The sequence below is a fragment of the Sphingomonas bacterium genome, assembly GCF_903644135.1.
GTDB lineage: Bacteria > Pseudomonadota > Alphaproteobacteria > Sphingomonadales > Sphingomonadaceae > Sphingomonas.
The window spans coordinates 1-20,878 of sequence record NZ_CAHJXA010000014.1; the positions used below are offsets into that span (position 1 = coordinate 1).

The window sequence follows — 20,878 nt, forward strand, 5'->3', positions numbered from 1 at the left end:
GAAGCGCCGCTTCGCGGCGAGCCTGCATTTCGGCGCCTTTGACCGCCAGCCGCTCCCGGTCGAGCCGCTGGTCGCCAAGCTCGCCGGGCTGTCGCCTGCCCATGCCGGTGCGGCCGCGGTCGGCGATGGCGTGGCGATGCCTGGGGTCCCGTTCTTCGGCCGTACGCTGAAGCCGCTGGCGAACGATCCCGACACCTTCCTGACGACGCTCGACCCGGCGCAACCGCCGGCCAGCTACAAGGCGCTGGCGCTGCAGGCGTGCGGCGAGCGGGCGCATTGCAAGCTGCTGGGCTGGACCGACCCGAGCGCGATGGCGTTCACCATGCCGCTGCCGTCCGAGGCGCAGGCGGCGCTGTCGTTCAGCTACCTGCGCGACCGCGCGAGCGGGTTCGACAAGGCGCTTTGGAACTGTACCGAGTTTCCGCGGGCACCGGCGGGCGCGTGCATGAAGCGGCAGCCACCGCGAGCCGCGCCGGTGGAGGATGCGGCCGATGCGCCGGTGACGACCAAGGCGCCGGACGAACTCGGCGGCGTACGCCGCAAAAGTGCCGCTCCCGCGCCGACGCCGACGCCCTGATTAGCCGCTCAGCTTGCGCAGAGCGGTCGCCCGCCCGGCGTCCTCAGGCTGAGCGCCTCCGAAACCGACTCGCTCTGCCGCTCGACCGTCAGCGCCGCCAGCGACGCGCGGCCGGTGCAGCGCCGGTCGCAGGCCGGCGGCACCTCGGTGGGGAAGACGACCCGCGTGCCGTCGAAGCGGGCGGTCAGCCGGCAATCCTCGCCGAGCCGCACGTCGAGCGTGTCGCCGCTGCGCCGCACTGTGCCGCTGGCGGCACACCCCTGCCCCAGGCCATAGTCGATCAGCACGCCGAAACGATCGCCCTTGCCGTCGCCCGGTACGATGCACGCCCGGTCGGTGTCGCGCGCCCAGGCACCGACGATCGACTGCGAGGCTGGATCGACCACCAGCCCCGCGGCGACCGCCGCCTGCTCCAGCCGCGCGCCGGCATCGTAATGGCCGGCAGCGCTTGGCGATTGATGACAGGCGGCGGCCAGCAACAGCACCGCCACGACCGCCCGCCTCACGCGACCGGCACCAGCGTCTCGTCTTCGATCCGCCGGAAGAAACAGCTCGGCCTGCCGGTATGGCAGACCGGCCCGGCCGGATCGGCAATCACCCACAGCGCATCCTGGTCGCAATCGATCCGCAGCTCGTGAACGGTGAGGACATTGCCCGACGTCTCCCCCTTGCGCCACAGCCGCTGCCGGCTGCGCGACCAGAAATGCGCCTCGCCCGTGGCCCGCGTCGCCGCCAGCGCCTCGGCATTCATATGCGCCACCATCAACAACGCCCCCGACGCGCGATCGGTGACGACCGCGGTGATCAGGCCGGCGGCGTCGTATTTGGGATTGAGGACCGGGAGGGTGTCGCGAGCATCGTGCATGGCGGCAGTTTAGCCGGGGGACGGGAATATAATAGGGGTGGCGACTTTTGGTGGGAAGCAGCATGTCCGCTATGGAATGAAATGCGATAATTATGCTCGTTTGTTCATATTCACACGAGACGGTTCCCACGCGGTGCTTCTTCGGCTCCGAAAAATCCGTGAAGCCTTTCAGATGGTGCCTTGCGGTGAGCTGTTGTCGCGTTAGATTGCGGCTCCCGCCACTTGTCATCTTTGCCATTTATAATCCGGCTGTTCGGCTTACGAACGCGACTTTTAACCTAAATTGCGGATGCCGCGAGCTCCCGGTAACGTTCGAGGAAGCGGCGCTTAGCGTCTTGCGGCGTCAATCGCTCGACGACTACTGGTGCGGGCGGGATGCCGGCCTCCGCTGCCCAGAAATCGGTACCTTCGGGCATAACCTGCGCCTGCTCCGCGGCAAGCACGCTCAGGTCGGCCTCCTTCACCTCGGCTGGCATCTCTTCAATGCCGAAGCGAGCCAGAATAGCGCGTTCGAGAGTTCGCTCTATTTGCCTGTACTCGGGCAGGAGCTGCTTGAGTGGCCTCGTGACGTCGCCGATAAAGGCCTCGGTCGCGTCGTGTAATAACGCGGGCAGCTCGTGCCCGATGCAGACCGCGCTCACCAGCAGGCTGTGTTCGGCGACCGAAAAGAATCCGTCAGCCTGACCGGCGTAGCGGCAAGTATGCGCGAGGCCGTGAGCGATGTCTTCGATTGTAAATTCGCACGCCTCTGGGTCGAGTAAGTCGAGCCACGCACCGCTCTGAAGCCGTATACGTGGCCCGGTGCCGACACTCACCGCTATAGCTTTCATCATCGCCGGTGCGCGTAGGGTGGTGCCGGGCTCTTGTGAAGCAGGGGTTGCGTCAGCGATCCGTCCGATCGAGCGCATTTACGCTTAACCGGTCACGGCGGAGCGGCTATCCCGGTCGGCCGGAGAGGGCCGCAGGGGGGGGGCAGATGCCGACGTACATCGTGATTTCGGGAGCGATCGCGAGCGGGAAGACGACGCTGGGCGACGCAATCCTGGCCCGCGTCGGCGGCGAGCGGATGTCCACGCGTCAGTCGATCGTGTCGCGGACCGGTGTCGCGTCGCGTCGGGAGGAACTGCAGCGCGCCGGAGACGAGCTCGACCGGGAGACCTCATTCGGCTGGGTTGCCGAAGACGCGCTGGAGCGTGCGGGCTCCATTCCGTCGGGCGTGCTGGTGGTCGACGCCGTGCGGCGCGTCGAGCAGGTCGACCGGCTGCGCGCCGCGACGAGCGATCCCGTGAGGCACATTCACCTAGTCGCGAACGACGTCGAGCTGGCGCGGCGCCACGCGGCTCGCGTCCACGACGTCGAGGAGCCTGCGCTGTACGACGACGTGCGGGCGAGCGCGACCGAGGCCGCGGTCGACGACCTTGCTGCCCGCGCGGACGTGCTGATGGACGCGTCTCGCCTGGATAGAGCCGGCGCGGTCACGGCGGCGCTCGCCGGACTCGGCCTGCTCCCGTCGAGGGTTGTCGCCGATGGCCGGCTCGTCGACGTGGTGGTTGGCGGGCAGTATGGCAGCGAGGGCAAGGGGAACGTGTGCTCCTTCCTGGCGCCGGAGTACCAGGTGCTCATGCGCGTCGGGGGCCCCAACGCCGGTCACCGGGTCCGCAACCCCGACTTTGACTTCGTCCACCTGCCGTCGGGCACGCTGCACAACCCTGGCGCGAGGCTGCTCATCGGGGCGGGCGCCACGCTGTCCCTCCCCGTGCTGCTGGGCGAGATCGCCGAGCTGTCGATCGGGGCCGACCGCCTGTCCGTCGACCCGCAGGCGATCGTCATCGAGGATTGGGACCTGTCCTGGGAGGTGGGGGCGCTGGAGGTGATCGGATCCACGAAGAAGGGCGTCGGCGCTGCGACGGCGCGCAAGATCCTCGGCAGGGGCGGCGGCGCGGAGCGGTTCGGGCCGCCCGTGCGGCTGGCCCGCGACGTCGAGGAGCTGCAGGACTTCGTGCGCCCGGTGTTCGCCGAGCTCGAACGCGCCTACGCGGCCGGCGAGCGGATCATGCTGGAGGGCACGCAGGGCACCGACCTCAGCCTCCACCACGGGATGTGGCCGCACGTGACGTCGAGGGAGACGACGGCGAGCGGCTGCCTCGCCGACGCGGGCATCCCCCCGACGCGGGTCCGCGACGTCGTCATGGTCGTCAGGACCTACCCGATCAGGGTGGGCGGCACCTCCGGCGGCATGGGCGTCGAGATCGGCTTCGACGTCGTCGCGTCGCGGTCGGGACTGGACGAGGAGGGCATCCGCGGGACGGAGGTGGGCACGGTCTCGAAGAAGCCGCGCCGCGTCGCCGAGTTCGACCTCGGCCAGGTGCGCCGCGCCGCCGCGCTGAATGGCGCGACTCGCATCGCGCTCACCTTCGCCGACTATCTCGGCGCCGAGAATCGCGGGGCGACGTCGCTGGAAGGTCTGAACCCCGCCACGCGCGAGTTCGTTGCGCGCATGGAGGAGGTGACGGGCGCGCCGGTGGACCTCGTCGCGACTGGGCCAGGAAGGGCCGATGTGATCGACCGGAGGGAAGGGTGACAGTCGACGAGCTAGTGAGGCGCCATCCGCGCCTGTGGCACATGGCGGCCGATCGCAGCTGGCCGGGCATCCGCGCGCGCGGGCTCCTCAGCGTGTCCGGTCTGCTCGACGTCTACGGCGTCGAGGGTGGCGAGCGCCTCGCGATAGAATCCGCGCGGCGTCCGGACAGCGTGGTGCTCGCGCGCGACGGCCTCGAAGAGGCGGTCGTCCGCGACAACAAGCCGATGTACGAGAGCGTCCTAGCGCGCAACCTGCAGGACGGCCTCCAGCCCCGCGCCTGGTATGAGATCCTGAACGCGAAGAGCTTCTTTTGGGTCGATCGCGAGCGGCTCGAGCGCCTGCTCGGCGCGAAGGCCTACGCCGGACAGCCGCAGGTGGTCGTGGAGGTGAACACGCGCGCGCTGGTGGACAGGCACGGCGACCGCGTCCGCCTCTGCTCGATCAATTCCGGCCAGACGCTCTACGGCGGCCAGACGCGCGGCCTGGAGACGTTCAGGCGCATCGAGGACTTTCCGGACGACGGCGGCAGGCTTGGCGGGCCGGGCCGTCCCCGCATCGTCGAGCTGGTCGTCGAGGGCGGGGTTCCGGACCTGATGGAGCTCGCGACGCGAGCGGATCGCGTTGCGAACGGCGGCTCCGAACCGCTTTGGCCCTGACCCGCTGCACCCGGGCGGCGCCGCTTGCGGTCGCCCGGCCGTTCCGCTATGGAGAACAACATGCGAACGTTCTTGCTCGTGGCGGCGATGTTCGCGCTCCCGCTCCTCGTCTGGCTTTTCATGTCGCTGGTCGCCGCGACCGCGCGCGTGTGGAAGGGCGGCGTGGCGGACGCGCGAGAGTTCCAGCGTGCGGGCTTCCGACTGCTCCCGTTCCTGCGTGCGGGGGTCCGTCGGCAGGACAGCGGCTCGCTGGTGCCGACGAGGGCCGGCGTCCGCGCTGGCGTCAGGCGCGGCAGGATCTTCGTCGCGGAGACGCGGGCCGTCTCCAAGGACGTGTTCTAGACCTCCGCCGGCGCTGAGCCGTGGGGGTGAATCCGGCAGAACCCTGGAAGGGCGCGTTCCGCAGCTACGCGGGTTGGGTGCCCAACGTCCGCAGTCACCTGTCGTTCAGCATGATCGGGGCCGCGCGCGGCGCGCAGACCTTCACGCTGCCGATGCACGGGGAACCCGTCCGCGTCGTCCTCGTGCTGCAGCGCCGGGTGGTGAACGACTTCCCGCTGCCGGGCTGGGCGGCCGAGCGGCTGATCCCGGACCTCGCCGTCAACTGGCTCCTGGAGGCGGAGACGGCGGCGACGACCCTGCCCGTCGGGGGCCCGACCGGCCTGAGGATCGAGCGGGATCGCCAGGGGATGCTGCGCGGGCGCGTCTACTTCCTGCCGCGGCAGGATACGCGCGCCGACCGCGCGCGGCAGGAGGCTGTGCTGGCGAACGTCTCCCACGAGATCGAGAGTCGCAAGTCGCGCCGCTCGCGCGCCGGCCTGCGGGCGTTCCGCGCCGAGGTGCGGGAGCGGGTCGAGCTGTCTGGCCGCCACGTCGCCATCGAGTTCGCGCTCATGCGCACCGGCGAGTGCCGCGTCTGGTTCGAGCGGCCGGCGTTCGGGATGTCCCGTGTTCGCCTGGACCGCGTGGCGGAGCAGGCCTACTACTTCATCAAAGACGTGGTGCACGACCACACGCACCACGACCCGAGCTCGGACCAGATCACGCCGCTGGTGCGCTACAGGCCGGGCGAGACGGAGCCGGGGCACGCGCACGAGGCCGCGTGGCGCCGGGAGACGCTGTGGAGCCTCTCGCGCGAGGTCGAGCGGCTGAACCGCGAGGGCGGGCTGACGAGCCAGCGGCGATCGCTCGGCATCATCGCCTACGCCGAGGCCTTCCAGGCTTCGCTCATGGGCCACATACGCGACGCCGATGCTCCGGAGGGGTTCAGGTCCAGCTCCAGCGTGCACGACTTCGACTTCAAGCACCTTAAGGACTCGATCAAGGCCGACATCGACGTCAACGCGACGAGGCTGTCGCAGCGCGTGCAGGTGGCGATCGCCGGTGCGGCGACGTTCGTGTCCACCACCGCGCTCGTCAGCTCGCTGGTAAGTGCGCACAATGGAGGCTTGCCCGCGCCAGAGCGCGATGCGGGCCGGGGCGTCGCCGGCCTGGGCGGCCTCGACTGGCTGCTGCCCGTGCTCGACTGGAACCCGGCGGTGACCGGCCTCGCCGCCACAATCCTGCTGTTGGGGCTGATCTCCTACTTCCTTCTGGACGGCCGGGCCGGCGTGTTCAACGCCGCCCAGTGCGTTATATCGCAATTCGGTCGCGCGCTTTCGGTGACCGTCATTCGGGGACCGCGCGCGCAGTGGCTGGTGGATCTGGCGTTCCACTTCGTCGCGGCGACCGTGGCCGCAGCGCTTGCGGCGCTTTGCGTGGCGGTGATCGCGAACGCGCTGTAGGACGGGAGGCGGGAGGGACCGTGGTCATGTCGGAGCGCTGGGAGGAGCGGCGGAGTGAACGTCGACGCCACGCCGACGACGACAGGACCGACTTTGAGATCGACTACGCGCGCGTCATCCACTCCGGCGCGTTCCGGCGACTGCAGGGCAAGACGCAGATCCTGTCGCTTGGCGACGACGACTTCTACCGCACCCGCTTGACCCATTCGATGGAGGTGGCCCAGGTCGCTGAGGGCGTGGTGCAGCGCCTTCGCGCGGCCGGGCTGCCCGCCGCCTCCGAGATTTTGCCGCCGCCCGCCCTCGTCCGCTCCATCGGTCTGGCGCACGACATCGGCCATCCGCCCTTCGGTCACGGCGGCGAGCTGGCGCTGAACTACTGTATGCGGGAGGCCGGCGGCTTCGAGGGCAACGCGCAGACGCTCCGCATCCTGTCGCGGCTCGAGGATTTCTCGGACCGCGACGGCGCCGACCTGACGCGCAGGGCGCTGCTCGGCGTCCTCAAGTACCCCGCTCTTCGCGCGGAGGTGGCGGACTCGTCACTGACGCCGACGCTGTCCGACGGGCCATCGACCATCGCGGTCCTCGACGCCGCGAGGTGCCGGCCGGCCAAGGCGGTCTACGATGCCGACGCGGCCGTCCTCGACTGGGTTCTGGCGCCGCTGACCGCGGCCGACCGCGACCTGTTGCGCGAGGTCGATCGCTCGCGTCCGGGGCACGGCAGGACGGTCGCGAAGTCCTTCGACTGCTCCATAATGGATGCCGCCGACGACATCGCCTACGGTGTGCACGACCTTGAGGATGCGATCGCGCTCGGCCTTGTGACGGAGCCCGACTTCCGGGACGGCGTCGCGGCGGACGCTTGCGCGGCGCTGGTCGACGCTCTGGCGCTGCGGCCGCTCGGCGGGGTCCACGGCCATGGCTACGACGGCTTCGTGGCGCGGCTCTTCGGCGACGCCTCCGCCCGCAAGGGCGCGATAGGACGTTTGGTCCACCATCTCATCCGCGGCGTCGAGGTGGACGAGCTCACCGCGTTCTCGGAACCCATGCTGGGCTGGCGCGCCAGGCTGGACGGGGCTGGCGACGTCCTGCTGCGGGCGCTGCAGTCGCTGGTCGTGCGGCGGGTGATCGACAGCCCCGGGGTGCAGCAGCTCGAGTTCAAGGGGCGCAGGATGGTGGTCGCCGTCTTCGAGGCGGTCTGCACGGATCCGCGCCGGCTCCTGCCAGCCGACGTGTGGCGGGCCTACGAGCGGGAGGGAAGCTCGCTCAGGGTCGTGGCCGACCACCTCTCGTCCTTCACCGATGCCGCCCTGGTGCGCGCCTACGATCGCCTCTTCAGTCCCCGCGCCGGATCGGTTTTCGACCGGGTCTGAGTCAGGTAGGCACGACCCTGGCCGGGACGCCGGCCTTGCGGACCAGGTCCGCGATGTGGCTCGTCATGCCGACCTCGCCGAGCAGCTGCACCCCGGCGTCCGCGTCGATCCCGTGAAGTAGGGCGCGCAGCTCCTCTATGCCCAGTGACACGGGGAAGCCGACCCACCGCTCGCGCTCGCCGGGCACCAGGATTTGGGACGAGCTCTGTGTGGCGCCCTGATGCGTCTGCACGATCCAGGCGGCCGTCCCGTCGTGCACCCATTCCGTCCGCACCGGGCCGAAGGTCTCGGCCAGACGGTCCATCGCCGCCCGAACGTCTTCGATGACCTGGATGGGCAGGTCCTCGGGGCTCCTGCGTCCCAGCATAAACAGGTCGCCGCTGCCCGCCACGCCCTCGATCACGGCCCGGCCGTTCACATCGACGAGGCTCGCTCCAGAGTGGCGGGCCTGGACCCCCGCCTGCGCGAGCACGGAGGCGATCATGTTCCCGTCCGGGTCCTCGTCGGCCATGAGCCCGAACGGATCGAGCCAGCCCCGATGGGTGGTAAAAAGGCCGGGCTGCTGCTCGGTGGGGCACGTTCTGATCCAGGTCTCGCGCGATCCCGTGTCCTGTCCGAACGTGAAGGGCGCAACGCGTCGGGCCACCACGGTCGTCCTCGGGACCGGCATGCCCGCCAGATGAGTCATGAGAAGGCCATAGGCCTTGTCGCCCAGATGCCGGCTGAAACGGTTGGGCCAGCCCAGTGAGGGGATCGCCGAAGGTCCGTCGTCGTCCTCGTGCTCCCAAAGCAGGGTGTGGGTCTGACGCCAGCCGCGTGGTCTCGGGTGGATGCTGAACTCCACGCGGCCGCCGGACGGACCGAGATCGGGCGCGAAGCCGTACACGGTTTCGAGCAGTCGCATTCCCAGATCAAGCGGCAGCGACGCGACGCCGGGCTTCTCGACGCACCGGGGCGTATCGTCCGGCGCGAACTCGAGCACTCCGCCCTGCGCGACGCCCGACACGCCGCCATCCGCGACGTCCACCGTCTCGTTGGCGATTGTGTGGAGCCCCTCGGCGGAAAGCCTGTTCACCGTCGTCACGATCGCGTCGAGGTCTGTCAGCCCGTAGACGAACTCCCGGCTCCTGGGGCTCTCCGGCGTGTAGCTGCGGACGTTGACGGATCGGTCGGAGGAACGCGACAGGAGGTGGGCCAGCGCCTGCACCGGTTCGTCGAAGCGCTGGTTAGGCTGGAGTCCGCGGATCCGCAGGTAGGCCTGTTCGGGCCCGGCGCGGCCGGGCTCGAAGCTGACGAACTGGGCAACGTTTCCGACCTCCGCCAGCTCGTCAAGCGATCGGTCTTTCCGCAGATGCATGCGCGCTCCTCTATGTCCGCAGGGTGCCACAGAACACCCCGCCCGGTAAACGGGCGTTTGGGGTGTGGACGAATGGCGGCGCCTCGCGCTTAGTCGAAGCGGATCATGCCCGGCTCTCCATTACGTCGAGCACCGCGTCGGCGATGTTGGTGTAGGCGCCGCAGCGGCAGATATTGCCGCTCATCTGCTCGCGCACGTCCTCGCGCGTCTTCGCATGGCCCTCGTTGATGAGCCCCTGCGCTGAGCAGATTTGGCCGGGCGTGCAATAGCCGCACTGGAAAGCGTCGTGCTCTATGAACGCCGCCTGGAGCGGGTGAAGGTTTCCGAGCTGCCCCAGCCCCTCGATCGTGGTGATCTCCGCGCCGTCCACCGACACTGCGAGCTTCAAGCAAGCGTTGATCCGCTTGCCGTCGATCAGCACGGTGCACGCGCCGCACTGGCCGTGGTCGCAGCCCTTCTTGCTGCCGGTCAGGTCCAGCTTGTCGCGCAGGAGATCGAGCAGCGTCGTCCAAGGCTCGACCTGCAGATCCTTTGGCTGCCCGTTGATCGTCAATGAGAGCGGCAGCGTCGCGATGGGACGGCTCGCGACGGCCGCAGCGGACGCACGATCAATGGTGACGGCGTCGTTCATGCCGGGATTACCTCAATGCTGGCAGTGTTCGCCGCGGCCGCGCCGTTCTCGCGATGGCGGAAGTCAGACAGCGCCTTGTAGACCTGTAGCCGCGCCCGCATCACGCCGCCGAGCGGCCGATGCGTGGCTAGGCTGTGCGCGGGCCGGAAGGTCATCACCTCGTCGAAGTAGCGCACGCGCTCGGGGCTGTAGGCCGCCTGTCGCGGCAGGCGGATCGTCGCCACCGTGCGATACTGGCTGTCCTGCGCCGGCCACTCGACCGACGCGTCCTCGATCGATTGCGTTTCGGCATTGGCCCAGAGCTGGACACGCAAGTCGAACACTGCGTCATGCTCCTCGAAATAGTCGATCGCGGCGTGCCGGAAGCCGTCCTCATCTTGATGCGGGTTGAGCTTCCAGTTCTTCAGCGCATCTTGATAGGTGGACGACGGAAACGCACCCAGCTTCGCGACGTAGTCACCGTATCGCACCGGGCACTGGCTAAAATAATAATCGTCGATCGGATGGCTGAACGGATGCCCGTAGAAGTCGAGCGTCGGGCTCGGCCCGCCCGTCACTGCGTTCAAGACCTTGTTGATGTTGCGGGCCAGCGATGAGGCCAGGCTTTTCGTCCCCTCCGGCATCGGCGTCGTCGCGCCGATCTTGTGCGCCTGGCTGAGGAAACTGGCGGCGGTGCCGGCCGGAAAGGTCGGTCCGCTGGCAAACACGAAATCCTGTGTCGGCGCGTTGTGACCGGGCAGCTTCTCGCCCTCGACTCCGAACACCTTGATCGCCATGCCGCGATGAGTCGACACGCGATCGCCCAGCTTCTCGCCGGGCCCCTGCGCGAACCGCACCGCGACGGGGAAGGTGCCGCCTTGCGCGAACAGGCCCTGCGCGAGCTCCGGCGGTAAGTCGTCGGCGACCACCAGCTCACCGATGACGCAGGCGGTGCTCTTGGCGTGGCTGGCGCGGACGGCGTGGCCGTCGCGCTTCTCCACAACCTGACTCTCCTGCGTCATCCCCTTGATGATGCCGTCGATCGTCTCTTGCTCATCGGCCTCGGCGGTCTCGATGTCGTCGCGATAGGCAAGATAGGTCACGGCACAATCCTCGTTTTCTGATTTGTTGGAGCGATCAGCCGACCGGTGGAAATGAGAACAGCTGCGTCTTGATTGACGGCGACGCGCCCGGGGTGAACCACTGCGTGTCCTGGATATGGCTTGCGGTGACGTACATCGTCCCGTCCGGCCCCTCCGAGAAGGTGTCCGGCCAGCGCAGCCGCTTGTCGGTCAGAACCGATTCCGTGGCGCTGCCGGAGAGTCGTCGGATGGAGAAATCGCCCGGCGAGGTCAGGTAGAGAATGCCAGAGCTGCTCATCCACAACCCATCAGCGACGTGGGTCGTCGCGACTATCTTCACCGCAGCAGCGCGCTCCTCCTCACCGACGTCGGGGCGCAGCTTGTCGGTCGCGATGGCGAAAAGAGTGCGGCCAGTCAGTGCCTGCCAGAAGAGCGTCTCGCCATCGTTCGAGATGGCAATGCCATCGGCGGCGAAGACCGGCTGACGCCCGTCGGGGCGAACCAGCGGTTCGCCGTCGATCTCCACTTTCACCGTCTTGTCGATCTGCGTCGACCAGTGACCGTCAAGCGCCCGAACCGACGTGCCGTCTTGCAAGTCGACGACGATGATTGCGCCGCGCGTGCCGCTGTCGGTGATGTAGGCCGTGCCACCATCGGGCGAGAAGCGAACGTCGTTCAGGTAGGTGCCTTGCAGGGCAACGTCGCCGGACACCGGGATGACCTTCGTCACTCGATCGGTGGCGAGGTCGATGCAGACGAGCTTGGGGGCACCCTCGAGGATCTTCTCATTACCTGGGGCACCTGGGTCGAGCACCCACAAATTGCCATGGCCGTCGGACACGATCGACTGCACGCAGACGAAATGCTCGCCCACCGGCATCTCGGTGGCCTTCGCGTTGCGCCAGCTGTTCCACGTCTCGTCGGGATATGGAACGAGGCTTCCGTCAGCCTTGATCTCCCCGACCGAGATCGGCGCATCGTCGGTCCAGCGCGGAAAGTTGACGAAGCGTCGGCCGTCCGCAGTCACGGCGACACCGGTGACTTGGTGTTCAAATGCGGCAACCTCGGTCAGTGGACCCGTTAAGCCGATCGCTTCCTTGGCCTGCGAAAGCAGCGTTGGGCTGGCGTTGTCCATGCAAAATCCTGCTATTATGCGTTTGGCTGAACAACACTTGGTTACCATGGTGTGTTCCGGTGACGAGACTAACTAATCTAAGTTAAACAGCCACTTAATGGCTGGAGTGAGATCGGTAAGGCGGCGCTGTAGGCAAGGCTCGACAGCCGCCCGGCGGGTCATGCCTCCACCTCCGGCAGTGGCGCGGTCGCCGGACCGCTCAGCACCGTGCCGTCGGGCGCGAACTGCGAGCCGTGGCATGGGCAGTCCCACGCGCGCTCCAGCCCGTTCCAGTGGACGATGCAGCCCAGATGCGTGCAGGTCGCGGAGCGCAGGTGCAACCGCCCGTCGCCGTCACGGAACGCCGCCACCTTCTTCAGGCCGTGCCGTACCAGCGCCGCCTCGCCCGGCCGCAGCTCGTCCACGCCGCTCTTGCCGCCGGGGGTCAGATACTCGGCGAAGTTGGCGACCGCGTGGCCGAGGTTGGCGGCGAGGTCGCCCGCGGCCTGCAGCGTTACCCGCGTCGGCGCGAACATCGCCTGATCGGGCGTGCCGCCATAGACGATCAGGTCACGGATCAGCAGCGCGCCCAGCACGCCGTTGGTCAACCCCTCGCCGCTGTCGCCGGTATGAAGGTAGATCCGTTTCTTGCCGTGCGCCAGCCCGGAGAAGGGCAGGAGGTCGACCGGCTCCAGCACCATGCCCGACCAGCCATGACTGCGGCGTTTGAACATCGGGTAATGCTCGCGCGTCCACCGCTCCAGCGCCTCCAGCCGCGCCTCGCCATCATCCTCCTCGCCCAACCGGTGATCCTCGCCGCCGACGATCAGCACGTCATGGTCGGCTTCGGGCTGGATGCGAACATAGTGATAGTTGTCGAGCGTGTCCCAGACGAGCGCGTCCTCGACCGAGCCCTTGGGCACCGGACCGGCGATCGCATAGGCGCGGTAGGGTTCCATCTTGGTCTGGATCGGCAGGTCGCCCAGCGCGGCGTTGGCCGCCATCACCGTCTGCGACGCGCGCAGCGTGATGCCGTTCTCCAGCTTGATCGTCGCACCGTTCTCGTCCTCCGACGGACCGCAGACGGCGGTGTCGCCATAGATGCGACCGCCTAACCGCTCGATCGCCTGCGCCAGGCCGTCGAGATACTTAAGCACATGAAAGCGCGCCTGACCCGGCCACAGCAGCGCGCGTCCCGTGTCCCGCCCCGGCACCGGCGCGCGGTCGACGAACCGGACGCCGGCGATGCCGAGTTCGCGGCAGGCGCGCTCCTCCTCGACCAGCTCCGCCGGCCCGTTTTCCGAGGCGGCGAAAAGGTAGCCATCGACGCGAGCGAAGTCGCAATCGATGTTCTCCGTCCGGGCGATCTCCTCGATCCGGTCGATCGCGGCGGCGACGCGCTGATGATAGGCCTGCGCATCGGCATCGCCGCGCTCGCGGCGAAGCACATGGTAATAGTCGTCGAGTTGCCAGGCGAGATGCCCAGTAGTGCGCGCCGACTGGCCCAGCCCCGGCCGCCCGCGGTCGAGCACCACCACCCGCCGCCCCGCCTGAGCGAGTTCATAGGCGATCGACAGGCCGACGATGCCTGCGCCCACGATCACTATGTCGGTCTCCACCTCCGCCTTGAGCGGGGGGCGGTTGGCCGGCCCGCCATGATTCATCCAGACGGACTGGGTGCGCTCGTCGCCGACGTTCATGGTGGTGCTCCGGTGAGGTGATCAGGCTTTGTTGATTACGACCTTGCCGATCGTCTTGCCCTGGTGGTGCCCTACTCGACCTTGTCGCCGGACTTGATCGTCTTTTAGGTCGTCCGGTCATCCCCTATGGCGTTCGAAGGGGATACCTCGAATGATAACGCCAATCCCGTTCACGGATGTCTGGCCGTGGTTCAAGTTCATCGCCGCCAGTGTCTATGGCAAGGTCAAGCGACGGCCTTTCTCGGTCCCGGTATTTAGTCGTTGGCGCGCGATTGCCCTACGCCTGACGGAAGATCCTGCATGAAGGCACGGATCTCACCTTGTAAACCGCCGATCGCCTGCTGAAGCAGGATCGCGAATGCCGCGTCGAGCTTCTCTACAGTTACGAGGAACCGAAGGTAGTTGCAAATGTCGCAAGGAAACTGGCTCGTAGAAGTCTGTTCTGGGTACGTGAAAGTTTATGCGTTTGAATAATGATGTGTGTTTAGACGACCACGGTGTTTCCTTGCAACATATGTTGTTGCAATAGCGAGTTATGCTCACCGAGCCCTGACGTTACGGCATTTTTCTTATTAGCGCCAAGCATAGTCTTTTTTGTGGCCCTTTATAGGATAGCGTTCGTTGAACTGCTTACTCGTAGAAGGGCAGACAGATGACTATATCGGACTGGCTGTGGTTTGGCGCTATAGCCATGGCGGTGGGGTCGATGATCCTGTTGGTCATGGGCTGGAACCGACGCACGCGCGACGAGGAGAACCACTATCTCCTTCACCTGTTCGTCACGCTGACGGCGACGGCTTCATACCTAGCCATGGCACTGGGGCAGGGCTCGATCCACCTCACCGATGGCCGAGACTTCTATGTCGCCCGCTACCTCGATTGGTCGCTCACCACGCCGATGTTGCTCACCGGGCTGTGCCTGACCGCGCTGCACTCGCCATTCCGTCGCTGGGCGCTGCTACTCGGCTTGGTTTTCACTGACTTCTACATGATCGCGACCGGCACGATGGCCGGTTTCAGCGCAACCGGGTCGTCCGCCAAATGGGCCTGGTATCTGATCAGCTCGGGCGCGTTCCTGTTCATCTACATCGGGCTGTGGGGGCCGCTGCGCGTCGAGTCCGAGAAGTCGGGTCCGCGTGCCGCCAAGCTGTTCAAGACCAATGCCACCATTCTGTCGGTGGTATGGTTCGCCTATCCGCTCATCTTCCTGTTCGGTTCCGAGGGCACCAAGGCGGTCGATGCGACAACGACGGCCGCTCTCTACACGATCGTCGACGTGATCGCGAAGGTGGCCTACGGCATCTTTTCGATGGCTGGCACCCGCACGAAGATCACGGCGGACCTCGCCGCGGGCGAAGTACCGGAGCATGACATGCGGCCAGCGCCGGTCGCCTATCACGAGGTTCAAGAACCAGGCCGTACCGAGAAGGTCGAGCCGGAACACCGCGCCCAGCCGAACCGTCTATGAGCGAGGCGGTGACGACCAGACTGGCTTTGGGCGCGGTGGACTACACCGCCCCCGTCCATCTTGCTGCCTTGCGATCGGTAGCTGTGCGCCTTGCACCGGTCGCGCTGTCCGTCTGGGTAAGCGATGCGCTGGTGGGGCGTGTCTCGGAAACAGCCTTTCTCGCCCTTGCTGTCATCGTCGGCCTTCCGCACGGTGCCTTTGACCACAAGGTCGCGCGACGCGCCTTTGAGCCCGGCCACGGGGGCAGGTGGTGGCAACCGTTCCTGGTCGGCTATCTCGCTCTCGTTTCGGGGATGCTGCTCGCCTGGTGGATTATGGCCACCGCCGCGTTGTTCCTGTTCCTGATGCTGGCGGTGCTACACTTCGGCGACCAGGACGCACCAGCAGCCACTCCCCGCCACATGATGCGGATTATGGCACATGGCGGCACACCGATCGTCATGTCCGCAGCCTGTCACCCCGCCGCCGTCGAACGACTGTTCGCCACTCTGGTGCCTGCGCACGCTCATGGGATCATCCTGTTGCTCGGCGGCCCGTTGCTGATGCTGTGGGAGGCAATCGCGGCAGGATCGCTCATCACCTACGCCGTGCGCGGGCAAGCCGACGATTGGGCTGGCGCGCTTGACCTGATCCTCGTCAGCTTGCTGTTCGCCCTTGCTCCGCCGCTGATTGCGTTTTCGCTGTATTTTGCGGCCATTCACGCACCGCGGGCTTTCGCCGCTGCCACGCCGGCGGATGGGTTCCACATGAGCGTACTGGTCCTGCCGCTCATCCTGACGTCGCTCGGCCTGGCGCTCGGGATCGTCATCTTCGCCGAAGGAGCCGCAATGTCGCCGGGGGACAACGTTGTCCGCACCGCGTTTCTGCTGCTCAGTGCGCTGACGGTGCCGCACATGTGGCTGGAATGGCGTGCACGCCTCGCGCTGGCTGGCCCGCCCGCTGTCCAATCGAGAGTCTGAAGGGCGTCGATGCTGCAATCCTTGTCGCTCCTGCCGCTGCTCGGCATTTTCGCGGTCGCGGCGGCGGAGATCTGGATGGCGGGCATCCAGCTCTCCGATACGACCGACGTGTTGTCGCAGCGGCTTGGGTTCGGTCAGGCGCTCGGCGGCGTCATCCTGCTGGCGATCGCCACCAACCTGCCTGAGCTCGCGATCACCGCCAGTGCCGCAGCATCGGACAACAATCTTGGTGGGATCGGTATCCAGACGCTCGTGCTGGTGGCGCTCGACGTGTTCGGCATACAAGAGAAGGCACCGCTGACCTATGAGGCGGCCAGCCTGACGCTTGTCATCGAAGAACTGCTGGTCATCGCGGTGCTCATAATCACGATCATGGGAACGCAGCTGCCATCCTCATGGATCAGCGGCCATGATGCGCGTAAGGATAGTAGTCGATGAGCACCGAAGCGGACTGGATCCATCTCGTCACCCGCGTGGTCGAGATCGTCGGCACCGCGATCATCGTCGTGGGTTCGTTCGGGGCCCTCGCCATTTTCCTGGTCCGCATGACCACCGGCGCTGGGTCGCGTGAAACGCTGGTTGCCACATTCCGCTCTTACCTTGGGCAATCAATCCTGCTCGGGCTCGAGTTCCTGGTCGCGGCGGACATCATCAACACCGTCGCGGTCGAGCCGACCGTGCAGAGCTTGATCGTGCTCGCCGGCATCGTACTGATCCGCACGTTCCTCAGCTTCTCGCTCGAGATCGAGGTCGAGGGGCGCTGGCCGTGGCAGAAAGCGGAGAAGCCGGGTGGTTCCTCGGCAGACAGGGCCGCCGCTCCCATGACCGCGCCGGCAGTGCGTAACTCATGACCCGCCAAACGGCCTCAACGACCAACCGTTCGAACCCTTTTATTCAGGAGTACGACAATGCAACAGCCAGGACTGCACGGGCGGCATCGCGACAGAAATGGCGAGATCAGCCGCAAGCACGGCAACACGCTGGTGAGCACCTTGCGCAAGATTTGCGGCCCATCGTTCGCGCCGGGTGCCCAATCAGGCGAGAAGCTTTCCGACGTGCTGGTCGATATGGACGAACAGTCCCTGACCAAGCTCATCCACGATCACGAGCGCGGCGACCTTGAAGGCAAGGTCGCTGCCGCATGAGCGTTCTCACGATCAGGGGTGATGCATGTTCGGACTAGGTGGGCCCAAACGGCCGATAGCCGCCATTGCTCCGTACGACTCGTCGCGAACACATCGAACGCACCCTCGCCAATCGCCGCCGCTCAGCGATGCCCGCGGATCACCTCCGCGAGCGCCGCCTTGTCCATCCCAGACCGCCCCTCGATCCCGATCTTCCGCGCCTCTGCCATCAGGTCCGCCTTGCTGCGATCCTCCAGCTGCGTCGAGCGATGGTCAAGCGTGCCGGCCGCCTTGGCGTTGGCGATGCGCGCCGCCTTCTCCTTGGAGTCGCCCTTCTTCAGCAGGTCCTCGTACAGCTTGTTGTCCTTGATCTGCGGGCCGTGGTCCTTTGCCATCGCCGTCTCCTTCGCTCCCGCCAACCACCGATGCGGCGAAGCGATCCGCCATCCATGACAAACCCGCGACAAAGCCGTCCGGCCACCCTATAGGGCAGGCGCACCAGCCAGCGGGGCGCCCGATGCTGACCACCCATCCCTATGATGACGATCACCTGCGCGAGGAATGCGGCATCTTCGGCGTCGTCGGCTCGGAGGGGGCGGCGGCGCTCGCCGCGCTCGGGCTCCATGCGCTCCAGCATCGCGGGCAGGAGGCGGCGGGGATCACCAGCTTCGACGGTCGCCAGTTCCACACCCACCGCGCGATGGGGCATGTCGCCGGCAATTTCGACCGCGACGACGTGATCCGCGCGCTGCCCGGCACCATTGCCACCGGCCATGTCCGCTATTCGACCACCGGCGAGACAGCGCTGCGGAACGTCCAGCCGCTCTATGCCGAGCTGCAGTCAGGCGGCTTCGCGGTCGCGCACAACGGCAACATCTCCAACGCCATGAAGCTGCGCCGCGACCTCGTCCGGCGCGGCTCGATCTTCCAGTCGACCAGCGATACCGAGACGATCATCCACCTCGTCGCGACCAGCAGCTATCGCACCCTGCTCGACCGCTTCATCGACGCGCTGAAACAGATCGAGGGTGCTTATTCGCTGATCGTGATGACGCCCGAGGGGGTGATCGCCTGCCGCGACCCGCTCGGCATCCGACCGCTGGTGATGGGCCGGCTCGACGACGCGATCATCTTCGCCAGCGAGACGGTGGCGCTCGACGTGGTCGGCGCGACCTTCGAGCGGCAGGTCGAGCCGGGCGAGCTGGTGATCGTGCAGGAGGGCTCGGACGGCCATGAGGTGCGCTCGATCCGCCCGTTCGCGCCCGTCGCGCCGCGGCCGTGCATCTTCGAATGGGTGTATTTCTCGCGGCCTGATTCGATCTCCGACGACCGCTCCGTCTATGACGTGCGCAAGGGCATCGGCGCGCAGCTCGCCATCGAGTCGCCGGTCGATGCCGACCTCGTCATCCCCGTCCCCGACTCGGGCGTACCGGCGGCGATCGGCTATGCGCAGCAGTCGGGCATCCCGTTCGAGCTGGGCATCATCCGCTCGCATTATGTCGGCCGCACCTTCATCTCGCCGGGCGACAAGGTCCGCCATCTCGGCGTCAAGCTGAAGCACAACGCCAACCGCGCGCTGATCAAGGGCAAGCGGGTGATCCTGATCGACGATTCGATCGTCCGCGGCACCACGTCGCTGAAGATCGTGCAAATGATGCACGACGCCGGCGCGGCCGAGGTCCATATGCGCATCGCCAGCCCGCCGACCCGGCACAGCTGCTTCTACGGCGTCGACACGCCCGAGCGTGCCAAGCTGCTGGCGCACAAGCTCGATATCGAGGGCATGACCGACTTCATCCATGCCGACAGCCTGGCGTTCGTGTCGATCGACGGCCTCTACAAGGCGCTGGGCGAGGCGCAGCGGGCGGACATCCGGCCGAGCTATTGCGACGCCTGCTTCACTGGCGACTATCCGACGACGCTGACCGATCAGGACGACAGCGCCACCGTCGATCAGTTCGCGATGCTGGCCGAGCGGGTGATGTAGCGCTAGGCGCTGCGCCCATGACCAAGCCTCTCCACGACCAACTCGCCCTCGTCACCGGGGCGAGCCGCGGCATCGGTGCCGCCACCGCGATCGCGCTCGCCGAGCAGGGCGCGCATGTCGTCCTGACCGCCCGCACTGCCAAGGCGTTGGAGGAGGTCGAGCAACGCATCTTCGACGCCGGCGGTTCGGCGACGATCGCGCCGCTCGACCTGACCGAGAACGACGCGATCGCCCGACTGGCTGCCGCGATCGGCGAGCGGTGGCAGGCGCTGGACGTCATGGTCCTAAACGCCGCCATGCTGGGCTCGCTGAGCGCAGTGCCGTCGATCGACCCCAAGGAGCTGGCGCGCACCCTGACCCTCAACGTCAGTGCCCCCGCCGCGCTGATCGCGGCCTTCGATCCGATGCTGCGGGCGGCCAAGGCGGCACGGGTGATCGGGGTAACGTCGTCCGTCGGCCGCCAGCCCCGCGCTTATTGGGGGGCTTATGGCGCGTCCAAGGCGGCGTTCGAGACGCTGCTTGGGGCCTATGGCGACGAGCTGGCGACGATCAGCGGCGTGCGGGTCGCCATCGTCGACCCCGGCGCGACCCGCACCGCGATGCGCGCCCGCGCCTATCCCGGCGAGGACCCGGCCAGCGTCAAGGAGCCGGAGGTGGTCGCACGGCGCATCGTCGAACTGGCGACGGCCGGATTTGACGCGGGGCATGTCGAACGGATCGATGGCTGACTTTTCCGTCATGCCGGTCTCGTCCCGGCATCCAGAGCCACGAACGGCCCCGCTCCTGGCTCTGGACCCCGGCACGAGGCCGGGGTGACGGTCAGGTCTTGACCAGCGTCACCTGCGCGACGTCAAGCCCGCCGCCGCGGAAGCCACCCTCACAATACATTAGGTAATAGCGCCACAGGGCGACGAAGCCGGCATCGAAGCGCGCCGGCAGCCGCCCGGCCGCCGCCGCCGCGTCGAACGCGATCCGCCAGCGGCGCAGCGTCTCGGCATAGTCGAGGCCGAAGCCGTGGCGGTCCTCCCACGTCAGGCCCCTGGCCTCGGCCAGCGCGCGGAAGCGGCTTTCCGACAACAGCATCCCGCCGGGAAAGACGTAGCGCTGGATGAAGTCGACGCCGCGCGCATAGGCGGGGAACACGTCATCGGCGATGGCGATATATTGCAGCGCCGCGCGGCCGCCAGGGCGCAGCACGCGGGCGAGCGCGGCGCAATAGGCCGGCCAGTAATCCTGCCCGACCGCCTCGACCATCTCGATGCTGGCAACCGCATCGTAGCTGGCCGTGACATCGCGGTAGTCGGTGAGCGAGACCTGAATATCATCGAGGCCCGCCGCTGCCGCACGTTCCTGCACAACGGCCCGCTGCTCGCGCGAAAGGGTGAGCGCGTCGACCGACACCCCGGCCCGTGCCGCGGCCAGCGCGAACGATCCCCAGCCGCAGCCGATCTCCAGCAGGCGATCGCCCGCCTCCGCGCCGGTGCGGGCGAGCACCGCCGCCAGCTTGCGCTCCTGCGCGATCTCCAGCGGCTCTTCGGGCGCGGCGAAGATCCCGCTAGAATAGGTCAGCGTCGGGTCGAGCCACTCGCGATAGAAATCGTTGCCCAGGTCGTAATGCTCGGCGATGTTGCGCCGCGCGCCCTT

22 protein-coding genes and 1 pseudogene are annotated in these 20,878 nt (G+C 67.2%); 13 read left to right on the forward strand and 10 right to left on the reverse strand.

Features of this window, described 5'->3' with window-relative positions:
- Window positions 1-577, forward strand: a pseudogene (locus tag HUU96_RS01825) (cell wall hydrolase); the annotation flags it as partial.
- 8 nt (window positions 578-585) lie between these two features.
- Here the strand turns inward: HUU96_RS01825 and HUU96_RS01830 are convergent.
- From HUU96_RS01830 to HUU96_RS01840, 3 genes are all read right to left on the reverse strand, one after another.
- Window positions 586-1,083, reverse strand: a complete 498-nt coding sequence (locus tag HUU96_RS01830; protein WP_254604885.1) for a hypothetical protein — start codon at window positions 1,081-1,083, stop codon at window positions 586-588.
- Complete coding sequence (gene hisI / locus HUU96_RS01835; RefSeq protein ID WP_174291160.1) at window positions 1,080-1,442, reverse strand: phosphoribosyl-AMP cyclohydrolase; 363 nt, start codon at window positions 1,440-1,442, stop codon at window positions 1,080-1,082. The genes HUU96_RS01830 and hisI overlap by 4 nt, the downstream gene beginning before the upstream one ends.
- Window positions 1,443-1,720: 278 nt before the next feature.
- A complete protein-coding gene (locus tag HUU96_RS01840) occupies window positions 1,721-2,350 on the reverse strand; it encodes a hypothetical protein (protein ID WP_217430239.1) in 630 nt (209 codons plus the stop codon).
- A gap of 68 nt (window positions 2,351-2,418) precedes the next feature.
- Between HUU96_RS01840 and HUU96_RS01845 the strand changes: the two genes are divergently transcribed.
- The 5 genes from HUU96_RS01845 to HUU96_RS01865 are packed head-to-tail and all read left to right on the forward strand — an operon-like array spanning window position 2,419 to window position 7,833.
- Complete coding sequence (locus HUU96_RS01845) at window positions 2,419-4,023, forward strand: adenylosuccinate synthetase (protein ID WP_174291161.1); 1,605 nt, start codon at window positions 2,419-2,421, stop codon at window positions 4,021-4,023.
- Window positions 4,024-4,037: 14 nt separating this feature from the next.
- Window positions 4,038-4,679 (forward strand): DUF7002 family protein, encoded by a 642-nt coding sequence (locus tag HUU96_RS01850; protein ID WP_438827053.1) that lies wholly within the window; start codon window positions 4,038-4,040, stop codon window positions 4,677-4,679.
- 60 nt (window positions 4,680-4,739) lie between these two features.
- Window positions 4,740-5,021 (forward strand): hypothetical protein, encoded by a 282-nt coding sequence (locus tag HUU96_RS01855; RefSeq protein ID WP_174291163.1) that lies wholly within the window; start codon window positions 4,740-4,742, stop codon window positions 5,019-5,021.
- A 20-nt stretch (window positions 5,022-5,041) separates the two neighbouring features.
- Window positions 5,042-6,463 carry a hypothetical protein gene (locus tag HUU96_RS01860; RefSeq protein ID WP_174291164.1) on the forward strand — a complete coding sequence of 474 codons (1,422 nt, stop codon included), beginning with the start codon at window positions 5,042-5,044 and terminating at the stop codon, window positions 6,461-6,463.
- Window positions 6,464-6,489: 26 nt separating this feature from the next.
- Window positions 6,490-7,833, forward strand: a complete 1,344-nt coding sequence (locus tag HUU96_RS01865; protein ID WP_174291165.1) for an anti-phage deoxyguanosine triphosphatase — start codon at window positions 6,490-6,492, stop codon at window positions 7,831-7,833.
- Window position 7,834: 1 nt separating this feature from the next.
- Here HUU96_RS01865 and HUU96_RS01870 read toward each other — a convergent pair whose 3' ends face one another.
- The 5 genes from HUU96_RS01870 to HUU96_RS01890 all read right to left on the reverse strand — a co-directional run bounded on the left by HUU96_RS01870 (window position 7,835) and on the right by HUU96_RS01890 (window position 13,696).
- The gene (locus HUU96_RS01870; protein ID WP_174291166.1) at window positions 7,835-9,190 is read right to left on the reverse strand and encodes a hypothetical protein; all 1,356 of its coding nucleotides are present in this window, start codon (window positions 9,188-9,190) and stop codon (window positions 7,835-7,837) included.
- 103 nt (window positions 9,191-9,293) lie between these two features.
- Window positions 9,294-9,821 (reverse strand): (2Fe-2S)-binding protein, encoded by a 528-nt coding sequence (locus tag HUU96_RS01875; RefSeq protein ID WP_174291167.1) that lies wholly within the window; start codon window positions 9,819-9,821, stop codon window positions 9,294-9,296.
- Window positions 9,818-10,903 (reverse strand): catalase family protein, encoded by a 1,086-nt coding sequence (locus tag HUU96_RS01880; RefSeq protein ID WP_174291168.1) that lies wholly within the window; start codon window positions 10,901-10,903, stop codon window positions 9,818-9,820. Before HUU96_RS01880 ends, HUU96_RS01875 begins: the two co-directional genes overlap by 4 nt.
- Window positions 10,904-10,937: 34 nt before the next feature.
- Complete coding sequence (locus HUU96_RS01885) at window positions 10,938-12,017, reverse strand: major royal jelly family protein (protein WP_254604887.1); 1,080 nt, start codon at window positions 12,015-12,017, stop codon at window positions 10,938-10,940.
- Window positions 12,018-12,175: 158 nt separating this feature from the next.
- Window positions 12,176-13,696, reverse strand: a complete 1,521-nt coding sequence (locus HUU96_RS01890) for an FAD-dependent oxidoreductase (RefSeq protein ID WP_174291170.1) — start codon at window positions 13,694-13,696, stop codon at window positions 12,176-12,178.
- A gap of 652 nt (window positions 13,697-14,348) precedes the next feature.
- Here HUU96_RS01890 and HUU96_RS01895 point away from each other — a divergent pair.
- The 5 genes from HUU96_RS01895 to HUU96_RS01915 are packed head-to-tail and all read left to right on the forward strand — an operon-like array spanning window position 14,349 to window position 17,268.
- The gene (locus tag HUU96_RS01895; protein WP_302480211.1) at window positions 14,349-15,164 is read left to right on the forward strand and encodes a bacteriorhodopsin; all 816 of its coding nucleotides are present in this window, start codon (window positions 14,349-14,351) and stop codon (window positions 15,162-15,164) included.
- Window positions 15,161-16,123: a Brp/Blh family beta-carotene 15,15'-dioxygenase gene (locus tag HUU96_RS01900; RefSeq protein ID WP_174291172.1), complete on the forward strand. Its 963-nt coding sequence runs from the start codon at window positions 15,161-15,163 to the stop codon at window positions 16,121-16,123. The genes HUU96_RS01895 and HUU96_RS01900 overlap by 4 nt, the downstream gene beginning before the upstream one ends.
- A 21-nt stretch (window positions 16,124-16,144) precedes the next feature.
- A complete protein-coding gene (locus tag HUU96_RS01905) occupies window positions 16,145-16,561 on the forward strand; it encodes a hypothetical protein (RefSeq protein WP_254604888.1) in 417 nt (138 codons plus the stop codon).
- Window positions 16,558-16,974, forward strand: a complete 417-nt coding sequence (locus HUU96_RS01910) for a DUF1622 domain-containing protein (protein WP_174291174.1) — start codon at window positions 16,558-16,560, stop codon at window positions 16,972-16,974. The genes HUU96_RS01905 and HUU96_RS01910 overlap by 4 nt, the downstream gene beginning before the upstream one ends.
- 57 nt (window positions 16,975-17,031) lie before the next feature.
- The gene (locus HUU96_RS01915; protein WP_174291175.1) at window positions 17,032-17,268 is read left to right on the forward strand and encodes a hypothetical protein; all 237 of its coding nucleotides are present in this window, start codon (window positions 17,032-17,034) and stop codon (window positions 17,266-17,268) included.
- 122 nt (window positions 17,269-17,390) lie between these two features.
- On the opposite strand, the gene HUU96_RS01920 is transcribed toward HUU96_RS01915, so the two are convergent.
- Window positions 17,391-17,642 (reverse strand): DUF7218 family protein, encoded by a 252-nt coding sequence (locus HUU96_RS01920; RefSeq protein ID WP_174291176.1) that lies wholly within the window; start codon window positions 17,640-17,642, stop codon window positions 17,391-17,393.
- A 122-nt stretch (window positions 17,643-17,764) separates the two neighbouring features.
- Between HUU96_RS01920 and purF the strand changes: the two genes are divergently transcribed.
- Window positions 17,765-19,234 (forward strand): amidophosphoribosyltransferase, encoded by a 1,470-nt coding sequence (gene purF / locus HUU96_RS01925; RefSeq protein WP_174291177.1) that lies wholly within the window; start codon window positions 17,765-17,767, stop codon window positions 19,232-19,234.
- 17 nt (window positions 19,235-19,251) lie between these two features.
- Window positions 19,252-19,962 carry an SDR family NAD(P)-dependent oxidoreductase gene (locus HUU96_RS01930; RefSeq protein WP_174291178.1) on the forward strand — a complete coding sequence of 237 codons (711 nt, stop codon included), beginning with the start codon at window positions 19,252-19,254 and terminating at the stop codon, window positions 19,960-19,962.
- Between the two features lie 91 nt (window positions 19,963-20,053).
- Here the strand turns inward: HUU96_RS01930 and HUU96_RS01935 are convergent.
- A partial coding sequence (locus HUU96_RS01935; RefSeq protein WP_174291179.1) for an SAM-dependent methyltransferase occupies window positions 20,054-20,878 on the reverse strand: 825 nt, incomplete at its 5' end.